Annotated in this window: 11 protein-coding genes; 5 read left to right on the top strand and 6 right to left on the bottom strand. The window is 32.2% G+C overall.

What is annotated here, in order from left to right; genetic code table 11:
• Window positions 1-293 precede the first annotated feature (293 nt).
• From ACJ6WR_RS02375 to ACJ6WR_RS02355, 5 genes are all read right to left on the bottom strand, one after another.
• Window positions 294-1,418, bottom strand: a complete 1,125-nt coding sequence (locus tag ACJ6WR_RS02375; RefSeq protein WP_409416950.1) for a serine hydrolase domain-containing protein — start codon at window positions 1,416-1,418, stop codon at window positions 294-296.
• A gap of 48 nt (window positions 1,419-1,466) precedes the next feature.
• The gene (locus ACJ6WR_RS02370) at window positions 1,467-2,198 is read right to left on the bottom strand and encodes a head GIN domain-containing protein (protein WP_409416949.1); all 732 of its coding nucleotides are present in this window, start codon (window positions 2,196-2,198) and stop codon (window positions 1,467-1,469) included.
• Between the two features lie 22 nt (window positions 2,199-2,220).
• The gene (locus ACJ6WR_RS02365) at window positions 2,221-3,282 is read right to left on the bottom strand and encodes a hypothetical protein (RefSeq protein ID WP_409416948.1); all 1,062 of its coding nucleotides are present in this window, start codon (window positions 3,280-3,282) and stop codon (window positions 2,221-2,223) included.
• Entirely contained in the window at window positions 3,266-3,802 is a 537-nt protein-coding gene (locus ACJ6WR_RS02360; protein ID WP_086894533.1) for an anti-sigma factor, read from the bottom strand. The genes ACJ6WR_RS02365 and ACJ6WR_RS02360 overlap by 17 nt, the downstream gene beginning before the upstream one ends.
• Window positions 3,803-3,894: 92 nt before the next feature.
• Window positions 3,895-4,449 (bottom strand): RNA polymerase sigma factor, encoded by a 555-nt coding sequence (locus ACJ6WR_RS02355; RefSeq protein ID WP_035627285.1) that lies wholly within the window; start codon window positions 4,447-4,449, stop codon window positions 3,895-3,897.
• A 306-nt stretch (window positions 4,450-4,755) separates the two neighbouring features.
• Here ACJ6WR_RS02355 and lon point away from each other — a divergent pair, with 306 nt between their 5' ends.
• The 4 genes from lon (at window position 4,756) to ACJ6WR_RS02335 (ending at window position 11,112) form a co-directional block, all read left to right on the top strand.
• A complete protein-coding gene (lon, locus tag ACJ6WR_RS02350) occupies window positions 4,756-7,209 on the top strand; it encodes an endopeptidase La (protein WP_039114589.1) in 2,454 nt (817 codons plus the stop codon).
• A gap of 695 nt (window positions 7,210-7,904) precedes the next feature.
• Entirely contained in the window at window positions 7,905-8,927 is a 1,023-nt protein-coding gene (gene porQ, locus ACJ6WR_RS02345; protein WP_086896360.1) for a type IX secretion system protein PorQ, read from the top strand.
• Between the two features lie 48 nt (window positions 8,928-8,975).
• The gene (gene cmk, locus ACJ6WR_RS02340; protein WP_086896361.1) at window positions 8,976-9,668 is read left to right on the top strand and encodes a (d)CMP kinase; all 693 of its coding nucleotides are present in this window, start codon (window positions 8,976-8,978) and stop codon (window positions 9,666-9,668) included.
• Window positions 9,669-9,735: 67 nt separating this feature from the next.
• Window positions 9,736-11,112 carry a nucleoside permease gene (locus ACJ6WR_RS02335; protein WP_409416947.1) on the top strand — a complete coding sequence of 459 codons (1,377 nt, stop codon included), beginning with the start codon at window positions 9,736-9,738 and terminating at the stop codon, window positions 11,110-11,112.
• Between the two features lie 86 nt (window positions 11,113-11,198).
• Here the strand turns inward: ACJ6WR_RS02335 and ACJ6WR_RS02330 are convergent, their stop codons facing one another.
• Window positions 11,199-11,714 carry a hypothetical protein gene (locus tag ACJ6WR_RS02330; RefSeq protein ID WP_409416946.1) on the bottom strand — a complete coding sequence of 172 codons (516 nt, stop codon included), beginning with the start codon at window positions 11,712-11,714 and terminating at the stop codon, window positions 11,199-11,201.
• Between the two features lie 116 nt (window positions 11,715-11,830).
• On the opposite strand from ACJ6WR_RS02330, the gene ACJ6WR_RS02325 reads away from it, so the two are divergent.
• Entirely contained in the window at window positions 11,831-12,373 is a 543-nt protein-coding gene (locus ACJ6WR_RS02325; protein ID WP_409416945.1) for a hypothetical protein, read from the top strand.
• Window positions 12,374-12,767: the final 394 nt, after the last annotated feature.

Below are 12,767 nucleotides of genomic sequence, written 5' to 3'. Positions count from 1 at the left end.
TGATTTATTTGTTCATTCTGTTTTCGATTTTAGGAAGCATTTGTTTGGTATTATCATTTTATAGTTTTCAAAAACTGCAACACTCAGTCCTTTATGATGGTACTTAGTCATTAAGGATGCTGTGCTAGCTTTTAGGCTATCTAGGGCGATGATTTTATTTGCTGGTTTTCACGTATATTCTCTTTTTTGCCCAAAAGATAGGGCACAAGAAAGCACCAGAAGGAAAATATAAATTATCCGTCTCATTTTATCGAGTTTTAAAGGGGGGGGTTAGGGATTATATCCCTTCGGCTTTATTTGCCAGAGTTTTTTAAATCGGTCAATAAACCTAGAGATGCAGCTTCAAGGTAAGTGCCTGAATTGTTATCGCTTTGATTCATAATAATTATAAAACCTAAATTATATTCAGGATATATTTTTAGCATATTTTGCGTGCCATTAGAGCCACCATCTTTGGCATAACTAAGCTTTTTGTTGCTATCTTCCTGAATTTCCCAAAAATAGCCCATATCACCATTTACATAGATTCTTCGATGCGATTCTATTACAACCTTATTGGTCGTATCCAATTCAAATTTTATGAATTTGATTAAATCACTCATCGTTGATTTTAGCATTTTTGAAGCTCCCCAAAGATTGCTTGATAAATTTGTCATTAACAATCCACTTCCGTTATAACCATTTGCAAGAACATCATTAGGAGCTAATTTTACCTTTGTGTTTTTCATTCCTGCTTTGTCAAAAATCACCTGACGCAATAGGTCTTCATAATTTTTTTTGTAAATATTTTCCAAAATATGTGCACATAATTCGGGACCTAAAGCTCCGTATTTAAACGCTGCGCTTGAGCCTGGTAAAGTATCAACTTTTACTTTTCTTAAAGCGTTAAAAAAATCAGTTTTGGTGTAAGATTTATCTAGCCTGTTTTTATGAACAAGAAAGCTATCAGGACTAAATTTTTGTCTTATTTCTTTGGTATCAGGAAAAGGAGTTAGAATTCCGCTTCGGTGTGTAATTAGATTTTTTATTTTGATAGGAGTTCCTTTAAATTCTAAATTTGGAAATCCTTCATTGAGATACTTTCGAATATCATCGTCTAATTTTAATTTTCCATCTAAAACTGCATTTGCAACAAGAGTTCCTGTAAATACTTTAGTAGTAGACGCTATTTCAAATAGTGTTTCGTTTGTGGCTTTATTCCCTTTTCCTTTATCTATTTCGCCATAATGTCTGGTATACGTTTTACCGTCTTTTATTACACCAATAGAAACCGAATAGGTTTTTGAATCCTTTAGTAATGCATTTGCATTTTTATCTATAGATGCGAAAATTTCTTTTTCGCTAAGAGTATTTATTTTTTGCTGACTTGAGCATGAAAAACCAATGCTTAATAAAAAAGCAATAATTATATTTTTCATAGTTAGTTTTTTGTTTAATAATTATTGCTTCTTTATGATCTTTATTTTTTAGGCTTTCGAGATACTTCCTGAGCCGCTTACTTTGGTATCTTTTGTTTTAGGATCTCCTTTATATTGAATATCACCTGAACCCGAAACTCTGGCTTTTAGGTTTTCGCTACAAAAAACTTTGCTGTCACCAGATCCAGAAATGGTAATATCTACATTTTTAGCTTTTAATGCATCTGAATCGATATCGCCAGAACCAGACAATTTTGTTGTGAAATTTCCAGTATTTCCTTTTAAAACAACATCTCCGGAACCACTTACAGCAAGGTTAAATGAAGTTGCATCAACATCTAGATCTAAATTTCCTGAGCCTGATAACGCTGCCGAAAAAGAATCAGATTTTATTGTACTCTTAGATCTTACATCTCCAGATCCTGAAAGTGTAAGACTAGATATTTTTTCGAAAGGAATAGTTAGTTGGATATTTTTTCCCATGCTCGAACTAATGTTTTTGTTTTTTTCGGTGTAAATTTTAAGGGCATTGCCTTCAACTTCAACTTTAATATACTGTTGTAAATTTTCTTCGGCTTTAACTATAATTGCACCTTCTTTTCCTGCAACTAAATCGACATCAAACGATCCCATTACTTTAATGTCATCATAAGAGCCAGTTGAGCGAGTATTGGTTACAACTTTTCCATTTCCTTTTATGCGTTCTTTAGACCATTGTGCATTGGCAACTGTACTTAAAAAGAATACGCTACAAACTAATAATTGAATTGATTTTTTCATTTTTTGATTGATTTTTAATGATTTATTGTTTTTTAACTAATGATATACTTCCATAACTTGAGATAAGAACGACTTTGTTTTGTCCTTTTTTCTTGTAAAATCCGTCGATTTTTTTTGCATTACTCTTTTCTTCACTGTTAGAAATCTGAAGAGAAGAATCGGTTTTTATGCCAGAATACCTTGCCGAAATATCAAAGTCGAAAGCATAGTTGCTATCATATCCCAGTGATATATCCGAATATCCAGAGGTAACATTTATATTATTGGCTTTTTCGTTTATGATTCCTACAGCCAGATTACCATAATTAAGATCTATGCTTAATGTATTTAAAATTTCACCAATATTAACAGTCAGATAATTTCCTGCTCCTGCAATAGAACCCATTTTCTGAAATTTAAATGTTCCGTAATTACAATCGTACCTAATATTCTGACCATCCCCCATAACAATATCAGTATAATTGGTGTCAAGATTAATTCTTCCAGCACTATTAATTTTAAGTCCTGAATATCTAGCTTCTAGATTTCCGTTTTTAATATATTGTATGCTAGAGTTTTGACAATATTCTATATGAATTGTATTTGCATTCCCATTTAATCTGCCCAGGTTTACTTTCCCATATTTACAAGAGATATCTGTAGTTGATGCTAAATCTCCTGTAGTGATATTTCCGTATTTATTATTAAGCTTTACAGTTCCATTTTTTGGGATTTTTAAGGTGTAATTAATCTCAAAACTATTATTACTCCCTTTGCTTTTGTATGTTGAGTTTCCTATGCTTGTGCTGGCAGTAAGCATTGATTTTAATGCTGTGATATTTACATTGATACTGTTTAATTTTTCGTTTACCCAGTTTTCATTGTTTCCAGATACTTTTATAATTACTTCAATATCGATTTTATCTTCATCCCAGGTTGTAACCGTGATATTTCCGTATTTACTGTCGATATCTATTCCGGCATCAGAGTTAACGATATAGGTTTTTTTGATAACTTTTTGCTTTGTCGAATAACCATCGTCATTTGCAAATCCTAAAAAGGGAATTATCAGTAATAAGATAAGGAAGTTATAGTGTTTTTTCATGAGTGCTGTTTTTAAATTTTTCATTTTCGTCAATACGGGTTAATACATTTTGCAAGAATGAAATACGGGTTTGTAAATTGCTAATCATAGCGTAAATAATCTGTTTGTTTTCGCCATTTTTTTGTAGTTCGGTAATGATTTTTGCATAATCATTATCCATAACTTTCATTTGTTTAAGCGCATCGCTAATTATTTGCTCGTTTTCGGGCGATTTCTTGTCATGAAGTTTTTCAAGTTCATTGGCAATTAGAGCTCCAAAAATCGAATCAGTTCTTTTGGTTTCCTGTGAGGCAAATTTTAATTCTTTTGGTTTTTGATTTACATTAAAAAACACAGAAATCCCTAGCATAAGTACTATCGAAGCTGCGATAGCATATGTAATTGTATAATTCTTTTTCGGTTTTGTTTTCTTTAATTTATTTAAAAAATCTGCTTCATGTTGGGGTTCCATCTCCTGAATATCCCACTGATTTTCAAATTTTTCAAATAATTGGTCTAGTTTGTCATTTTCCTTTTTCATATATCCAAATTTTTATTTTTTAGAGGTGATATATAGTATCGCCTTTTTGATAATTAGTTCTTTGTTCCCACAAAATTGTTTAAGTGGCGATTTCATATCTCCTCTAATTTTTTTCTTAAACTGTTTTTAGCTCTGTTTAATGTGGTCCGGCAGTTGGCATAGCTAATAGTAAGTATTTCACTTATTTCTTCTTGATCGTACCCTTCAATATAAAATAAGGTCAAAACCATTCGATAGTTATCCTTTAAACTTAAAATAGCTTCCATGACTTGTTTTACTTTCAGAGAATCCAGATCTAGATTTTCAGAAAAGAAACTATCATTTTCCTCTATTTTGTATAAAGTCTTACTAAGATCTTCTATTTGAAACTTATTGTTTTTTTTGTAAAAATCAATACTGTAATTAATTACGATTTTCTTGAGCCAGGCTCCAAAAGCGACTTCTTGTTTATAGTCATCAATTTTGGTGAATGCTTTAAGAAAAGCTTCTTGCATAACATCTTGAGCATAGTGTTCGTCTTTTACAATACGATACGCAACATTATACATGGCTTTACAGTATCTGTTGTATACTTCAAATTGTGCTTTTTGATTCTTTTGTTTGCACAATGTTATTAATTCTTCGATATTTTGGTTAGTTATATTCAAGTAGCGTCTAATGGTTTTTATTAATGACGGTGGTTTTTTTGGTTTGTTACACTTTTGATAAAATTAAATGTAAATTTTTTATAAAAGTTTTTTTGAGGCTTTAATTTAAAGCGAAACTTTCTATATTGCCGATTCTTAAAAATCAAAGTCGTTGTTTGCATTTGTTTGGCACAATGATTGTCTATTTTTATAGTTATGCAAATAAATTAAGCTCCTGTGGCGTTTTTATTTGAGATTAAGCAAGTTTATTCGATAATTTGCGATTTGAATTTATTTTTTTAATGACAAAACGACTTATATTATACTATGTCAAATCATAAAATACTTACTATTGACAATCTGTCACTTCAAGAATTTGATTCTGAAGCCGAATTAATACCGTTATTGACTCCTGAAGATGAGGAAGAAATGAATAACGAAGAATTACCTTTTTCGTTACCAATTTTACCTTTACGCAACACTGTTTTATTTCCAGGAGTTGTTATTCCTATTTCTGCAGGTAGAGATAAATCTATAAAACTTATAAATGATGCAAATGCGGGTGATAAAATCATCGGAGTTGTATCTCAGATAAATGAAGAAGACGAAGATCCATCCAAAGATGATATTCATAAGGTAGGAACAGTTGCGAGAATTCTTCGTGTTTTGAAAATGCCTGATGGAAACATCACGGTTATTTTACAAGGAAAAAAACGTTTTGAAATTGCTGAGGTAATTTCTGAAGAACCTTATATTACTGCAAATGTAAAAGAGGTTGAAGAAACGCGTCCAGATAAAAACGATACAGAGTTTAATGCTATTGTTGATTCTATAAAAGAATTAGCAATCCAGATTATTAAAGAAAGCCCAAGTATCCCTTCTGAAGCTACATTTGCAATTAAAAATATTGAAAGCCAATCGTTTTTAATCAATTTTGTTTCATCGAATATGAATTTATCGGTGAAAGAAAAACAAGGATTACTTTCGATAAATGGCTTAAAAGATCGTGCGCTTGAAACGTTACGTTACATGAATGTTGAGTTGCAAAAATTAGAACTGAAAAACGATATACAATCAAAGGTTCGTTTTGATTTAGATCAGCAACAACGCGAATATTTCTTACATCAGCAAATGAAAACCATTCAGGAAGAATTGGGTGGTGTTTCGCAAGAGGAAGAAATGGACGAGATGAGTCTGAAAGCCAAAGAAAAGATTTGGGATGAGAAAACGCAAAAACATTTCGAGAAAGAATTGTCTAAAATGCGAAGAATGAATCCGCAATCGCCAGATTTTGGTATCCAAAGAAACTACTTAGAGTTATTTCTAGAATTACCTTGGGGAACATTTTCTAAAGATAATTTTGACTTAAAACATGCTCAAAAAGTATTAGATAGAGATCATTTTGGTTTAGAAGAAGTAAAGAAAAGAATGATTGAGCATTTGGCAGTTTTAAAATTGCGAAATGACATGAAATCACCAATTATATGTTTAACAGGACCTCCGGGAGTTGGTAAAACATCGATAGGAAGATCTGTTGCCGAAGCTTTAGGTAGAGAATATGTACGTATTTCGCTTGGTGGATTACGTGACGAAGCCGAAATACGTGGACACAGAAAAACATATATTGGAGCAATGCCAGGTAGAATAATCCAGAGTTTGAAAAAAGCTGGAACTTCTAATCCAGTTTTTGTTTTAGACGAAATCGATAAATTATCAAATAGTAATAGCGGTGATCCATCATCAGCTTTACTAGAAGTTTTAGATCCAGAACAAAACAATGCTTTTTATGATAACTTCCTTGAAATGGGATATGATTTATCTAAAGTAATGTTTATTGCAACTTCTAATAATATGTCGGCTATTCAACCTGCGTTGAAAGACAGAATGGAAGTTATCAAAATGTCTGGATATACAATTGAGGAAAAAGTAGAAATTGCACGTAAGCACTTGTTCCCAAAACAACTTTTGGCTCATGGTTTAACTGCAAAAGATTTGACTATTGGTAAAAAACAATTAGAAAAAATCGTTGAAGGATATACCAGAGAATCAGGTGTTCGTAATCTTGAAAATAAAATGGCTCAAGTAATCCGTAATGCTGCTAAATCGGTAGCGATGGAGGAGGAGTACAATAAAAAAGTAACCGACGAAGATATCGTTAAGATATTAGGTGTACCAAGATTAGAGCGTGATAAATATGAAAGCAATGATGTTGCTGGTGTAGTAACAGGACTAGCTTGGACAAGCGTTGGTGGTGATATTCTTTTTATAGAATCATTGATCTCCGAAGGAAAAGGTTCTTTGAGTATTACAGGGAATTTAGGAACTGTAATGAAAGAATCGGCTACAATTGCATTAGAATATATTAAGGCAAATGCTAAGAAGCTAGGATTGAATCCAGAATTGTTCCAGAAATATAATATTCATATTCACGTACCAGAAGGAGCAACTCCTAAAGATGGTCCGAGTGCAGGTATTGCAATGTTAACTTCATTAGTGTCATTATTAACGCAAACTAAAGTGAAGAAAAACACTGCAATGACTGGAGAAATTACTTTGCGTGGAAAAGTATTGCCAGTAGGCGGAATCAAAGAAAAAATATTGGCTGCCAAAAGAGCTAACATTAAAGAGATTATTTTATGTCATGAAAACAAAAGTGATATTGATGAAATAAAACCAGAATATTTAGAAGGTTTAACTTTTCATTATGTGAAAGAAATGAGTGAAGTTTTAGCTCTTGCTTTAACAGATCAGAAAGTTAAAAATGCTAAAGATTTGAAATAAAAGACAATTCAAAATCTGAAATAAAATTCCAGATTCTAAACGATATAATAAAAAGTTTAGGGTTTGGAATTTTTTATTTGATACATAGAAGATTTAAGTAAATTTTCACCATTAAGTAATTAAGAAAAGTTAAGTATTCGGGACGAGAAGAAATCCGTGTTTATCCGTATTTTCGCTTTAGCGAATCCGTTTAATCCGTGTGTCATTTGCGCTGAATTTTCACCATTAAGTAATTAAGAAAAGTTAAGTATTCGGGACGAGAAGAAATCCGTGTTTGTCTGTGTTTTCGCTTTAGCGAATCCGTTTAATCCGTGTACCATTTGCGCTGAATTTTCACCATTAAGTAATTAAGAAAAGTTAAGTATTCGGGACGAGAAGAAATCCGTGTTTGTCCGTGTTTTCGCTTTAGCGAATCTGTGTTATCCGCGTGCCATTTTCGCTAAATTTTTTACCGTTGAGTAATTAATTAAGAAAAGTTAAGTAAGCCCCAAACTTGTCTTTCCTGTAAAAATGAATATTGTGTTTAATCTGCGTTACTTTGGCAAAGAGTTAAACCAGATAGAAGCTGCAATACATAATAAATTTAGGTTTTGGAATTTTTATTTTAAATTGAAATCGACAATTTGTAATTTGTCACATTATAATTTTATCTTCGCAGCTGCGTTTTAGTAAAAGGTAAAAGCAATATATAAAGCATGCTAAAAAAACTGGGATTCTTTTATTTATTTACTTTTTGTACTGTTTCCTACGGGCAAATAGGAGGTAAGTATACCTATCAGTTTTTAAATCTAATGCCTTCGCCTAGACAAGCCGCTTTAGGAGGTAAAGTAATCACCATTTATGACGACGATGTAAACCAGGTATTGTTTAATCCTGCGACTTTAAATCAGGATATGAGTAATCGTCTGGCATTAAATTATGGAAGTTATTATGGCGAAGTAACTTATGGTAGCGGTTCTTACGCATATACATATGATCAGCATTTGCAAACTTTTCAGGCAGGCGTAAGTTATGTCAATTACGGAAATTTTGACGGATATGATGAGAATGGTCAAGCAACTTCGGATTTTACAGGAAGTGAAGCTGCACTATCTTTTGGGTACGCCTATAATATTCCATATACAGACATTCATATTGGGGCAAATGCCAAGCTGATTTCTTCAACTCTCGAGAGTTATCATTCTTTTGGTGGAGCTCTGGATTTAGGAATGATTTATATCGACGAAAAAAATGATATAAACTGGGCTTTAGTCATCAGGAATATAGGAACTCAATTTAGTACCTATTCAGGAATTCACGAGAAATTGCCTTTGGAGGTAATTGCAGGGGTTTCGCAAGAATTAGAAAATGTGCCTATTCGATGGCATCTTACATTAGAGAATTTACAGCAATGGAATCTTGCTTTCTCTAATCCAGCACGAGCAGAAACCGGTATTGACGGAACTACAACCGAAGAAAATGTATCGTTTTTTAATAATGCATTACGCCACATGATTTTTGGGGTTGAACTTTTCCCTAAAAGAGCGTTTAATTTGCGACTGGGATACAATTTTAGGAGAGGCGAAGAATTGCGAATTCTAGAGCAGCGTAATTTCTCTGGAATGTCTCTAGGTTTCGGACTAAAATTAAATAAATTGAAATTTAATTATTCCTATTCTAGATATAGTTTAGGAGCAAACACAAATCTTTTTGGGTTAACAATTAATTTTCAGGACTAAAAATAAAAATAATTAGAATTACTATCTTTAAACATTAAAATCGATATTTTGAAAAAAATAACAATAGCTATCGACGGATTTTCGTCAACGGGAAAAAGTACTTTGGCAAAACAATTAGCAAAAGAGTTGGAATATGTATATGTAGATACTGGTGCAATGTACCGTGCAGTAGCGCTTTATGCTATGAAAAACGGATATATAAATGCAGATTCTTTTGATAAAGAAAAGCTTGTTGCTAGTTTACCTTCTATACAATTGGTTTTTCAATTTAATGCCGATTTGGGTTTTGGAGAAATGTTTTTGAATGGAGAAAATGTAGAAAAAGAGATTAGAACAATCGAGGTTTCTAGTTTTGTGAGTAAGGTTGCCGAAGTTTCTCAGGTGCGTTCTAAACTTGTAGAGCAGCAACAAGAAATGGGAAAAAATAAAGGTATCGTTATGGATGGCAGGGATATAGGAACTGTAGTTTTTCCAGATGCCGAACTTAAAGTATTTATGACAGCAAGCGCAAGTACACGTGCACAAAGACGTTTTGACGAATTGCAACAAAAAGGAGATGATGTATCTTATGAAGAAGTCTTGAAAAACGTTGAAGAACGTGATTATATCGATACACACCGTGAAGATTCGCCATTGGTAATTGCCGATGATGCTGTAGAGATAGATAATTCCTACCTAAATAAAGAAGAACAATTTGCAGCCGTTATGGAATTAGTGAATGATGTTGTAAAAACAGCTTAATTCTTTGCAGATTTCATTTTAAATAGTAGTTTTACCGCCTAATTTTATTTTAAAGACAATTCATCATATGGGAATTAAAAACAGATTGATTATAATGAGCTTTCTTCAGTTTTTTGTTTGGGGAGCGTGGCTTATTACAATCGGAAATTATTGGTTTGGAACAAAAAATTGGGAAGGAACTCAATTTGGTCTAGTTTTCGGAACCATGGGAATTGCTTCTTTATTTATGCCAACCCTTACAGGAATTATTGCTGACAGATGGGTAAACGCCGAAAAATTATATGGTGGTTTACATATAGCATATGCTTTAGTTTTGTTTGGAATAGCGCAAGTTACAACTCCAGATCTTTTTATATATGTTATGCTTGCTGCAATGTGCTGCTATATGCCTACAATTGCATTGAGTAACTCCATCTCATATACTTCGCTTAAATTAAATAATAAAAATATTGTAAAAGATTTTCCACCCATTCGTGTATGGGGAACAATAGGTTTTATTGTTGCAATGTGGATTACCAATCTTAGCGGAAATAAATCAACAGAATATCAATTTTATATTGCCGGAATTGCGGCATTGATATTAGGGGTATATTCGTTTACCTTACCTAAGTGTAAGCCACAACGTTTAACGAAAGAAAATGCTACATTAACAGAAACATTAGGATTAGAAGCGTTTAAGTTATTTGCTAATTATAAAATGGCTTTATTCTTCGTGTTCTCTATGTTTTTAGGAGGAGCTTTGCAACTTACAAATGCTTACGGAGATGTTTTCCTTGATGAATTTAAGCATTTTCCTAAATATGCCGATTCATTTGTAATCCAGTATTCTACAATTATCATGTCGATTTCTCAGGTTTCTGAAACCTTGTTTATCCTGGCAATTCCATTTTTCTTAAAGCGTTTTGGTATTAAACAAGTAATGCTTATTAGTATGCTAGCTTGGGTATTACGTTTCGGATTATTTGCTTTTGGAGATCCTGTAAACGGTTTATGGATGATTATTATGTCATGTGTGGTTTACGGAATGGCGTTTGACTTCTTTAATATCTCAGGTTCATTATTTGTAGAAAGTAATACGGATTCTAAGATACGTTCTTCGGCACAGGGATTATTTATGATGATGACTAATGGTGTTGGGGCAATTCTAGGAAGTTTAACTTCGGGATGGGCAATAGATAGATTCTTTACAAAATCATTTAAAAACTCATCTGAATTAGCTGGATTTCTGCAAACAGATGCTGCAAATCCTAAGATGTTAGAATTTGTAAAAAGCCATGGAAATACAGTTTCTTCTGATGGTATTTTTGGTAGTGAAATTTTAATGAAAGACTGGCATAACATCTGGTTGTCATTTGCAGCTTATGCCTTGGTTATTGCGATTGCTTTTGCTATTTTATTTAAGCATAAACATGATCCAAAAGAATTTGAAAATATGAGTCATTAAGTACTTATTGATATATTTTAAAATCCCGTTTTCTAGTTATAGAAAACGGGATTTTTGTTTATTTGTGTTATTCAAAATTATATATTTCACCCCAACGACGCAATCAGGTTTTCTACTTGCTTTTTTTGTTCAGCATATTTTTGTTGCAATTCTGAGCCTTCGCCCATTCGGTTGTAATATTCTAAGCCTTTGTTGGCGAAGAATTTTTTATGGAAGTTGGAGATTTCGGGTAGGTTCGGAAACAGAATATGAAAATTCATTTCGTAATAAGCCTGCCATTCTCGTTCGTTTTTGTCTAAGACATAGGGTTTTGTTGTCTTTTGGTTTACATGAACCATTTCGTGAGCAATAAGAATAAGCATTAATTCTAGAGGAAACTCGAAAGTGTTTTCTGGAATTCGGATAATTTGTGGTTTTCCAAAATCACCTTCGGTAGTCATTAGGATAAAACTAGGTTCTGCTTTTTCTCTAAATTCAAATCCTTTTAAGTTAGAATTCTTGAGGTTATATTTTTTTAAAAGCCAATAAACAGCATTGATAACTTGTCCCTTTTTATGGAAAGTATCAATTTTTAGTTTTATTTCTTCGAGTGTTAATGTCATGAGATAAAAATAAGAATTTTAAACTTTTATAGTGTTATTTAGAGTTTTAATTAAAACTTATTGTATAAATTCGCTTGATCAGTTTGGAGAATGAAGAAATATAAAAAAAAATATTTATGAGAGATTTGAAATTGTTTTTTCTAATTTTTTCGTTGCTCACTTTTGGTAGTATTTATGCTCATAAGGATAGAGGCGAGTATCCAAAAAGTATTAAATTTATTTTTATTGATAAAGAGGTTTTAGTATTGAGTTATGATGATTCAAGATTAAAAAATATTTGCGATGAAATAATTTCAGGAAAAAGGAAATTGACAGAAGTGTACGTGACGTATAAAACCGGTGAAGTAATAAGTGCAAAAATTAATGATAAAAATTGGACTTCAATTAGTATATTGTATAAAAATAAAAGAGTATTTGTTGACAAAAATATCTTAGAAAAAATTAAAGAAATTCATTTTTCAACACTGACTTTGTCTTGGTCATCAGATTACGATAAGGCTTTCTCATCATCTTATTTTACAATAAGTTTTGATATGGGATCTGAACTTTTTTATGATGAGTTTCCTAATGTACAATTGTTTTTTAATAAGCAAGTATTTTCAAAAGCTCAAGTTTGGAAACAAATTAGTAAAGATGGTAAACAGGGGAGTAATTTGTAACCTTAAATTTACCGCGAAGGAGTAAGTATATCTTCGAAAACTTTTTCTAACATTTCAATTTAATAACCCGACAGATTTAAAAAATCTGTCGGGTTTCGTTTTAGCGTTAGTAAAAAGTTCTTAAAAACTACAAAACCTCTAATCTAGCCCCGATAGAACGGATATCCTTTTTTTGTCCGACGCGGCGGACGGAAAAAGATAGGAGTGAAAGCGGGACTTTAGGCCTTGAAAACCCTTAAATTTGATGCTTCTGAACAATTGGCTGATAATCATTTGGAATTGTTTTGCTATTACAAATAAATGTATTAATTTTGCAGACCTTTTGGCAGAGAAGAGTTTCCATTAGGTATCAACTATTTATGTAAAACAACTTCTGTTTTTTCTATCGCTTTAT

This window comes from Flavobacterium sp. PS2, assembly GCF_046250155.1.
GTDB lineage: Bacteria > Bacteroidota > Bacteroidia > Flavobacteriales > Flavobacteriaceae > Flavobacterium.
Note: the sequence above shows the minus strand (reverse complement) of the source record. Positions and strands in the feature narration are given on the sequence as shown.

What these genes read in the sequence shown, in the direction of transcription:
- ACJ6WR_RS02360 (WP_086894533.1), bottom strand. Translation starts at nt 3,802, where the DNA reads ATGAAAAAGGAAAATGACAAACTAGACCAATTATTTGAAAAATTTGAA.
- ACJ6WR_RS02335 (WP_409416947.1), top strand. Translation starts at nt 9,736, where the DNA reads ATGGGAATTAAAAACAGATTGATTATAATGAGCTTTCTTCAGTTTTTT.
- ACJ6WR_RS02330 (WP_409416946.1), bottom strand. Translation starts at nt 11,714, where the DNA reads ATGACATTAACACTCGAAGAAATAAAACTAAAAATTGATACTTTCCAT.
- lon (WP_039114589.1), top strand. Translation starts at nt 4,756, where the DNA reads ATGTCAAATCATAAAATACTTACTATTGACAATCTGTCACTTCAAGAA.
- porQ (WP_086896360.1), top strand. Translation starts at nt 7,905, where the DNA reads ATGCTAAAAAAACTGGGATTCTTTTATTTATTTACTTTTTGTACTGTT.
- ACJ6WR_RS02375 (WP_409416950.1), bottom strand. Translation starts at nt 1,418, where the DNA reads ATGAAAAATATAATTATTGCTTTTTTATTAAGCATTGGTTTTTCATGC.
- ACJ6WR_RS02370 (WP_409416949.1), bottom strand. Translation starts at nt 2,198, where the DNA reads ATGAAAAAATCAATTCAATTATTAGTTTGTAGCGTATTCTTTTTAAGT.
- ACJ6WR_RS02365 (WP_409416948.1), bottom strand. Translation starts at nt 3,282, where the DNA reads ATGAAAAAACACTATAACTTCCTTATCTTATTACTGATAATTCCCTTT.
- ACJ6WR_RS02325 (WP_409416945.1), top strand. Translation starts at nt 11,831, where the DNA reads ATGAGAGATTTGAAATTGTTTTTTCTAATTTTTTCGTTGCTCACTTTT.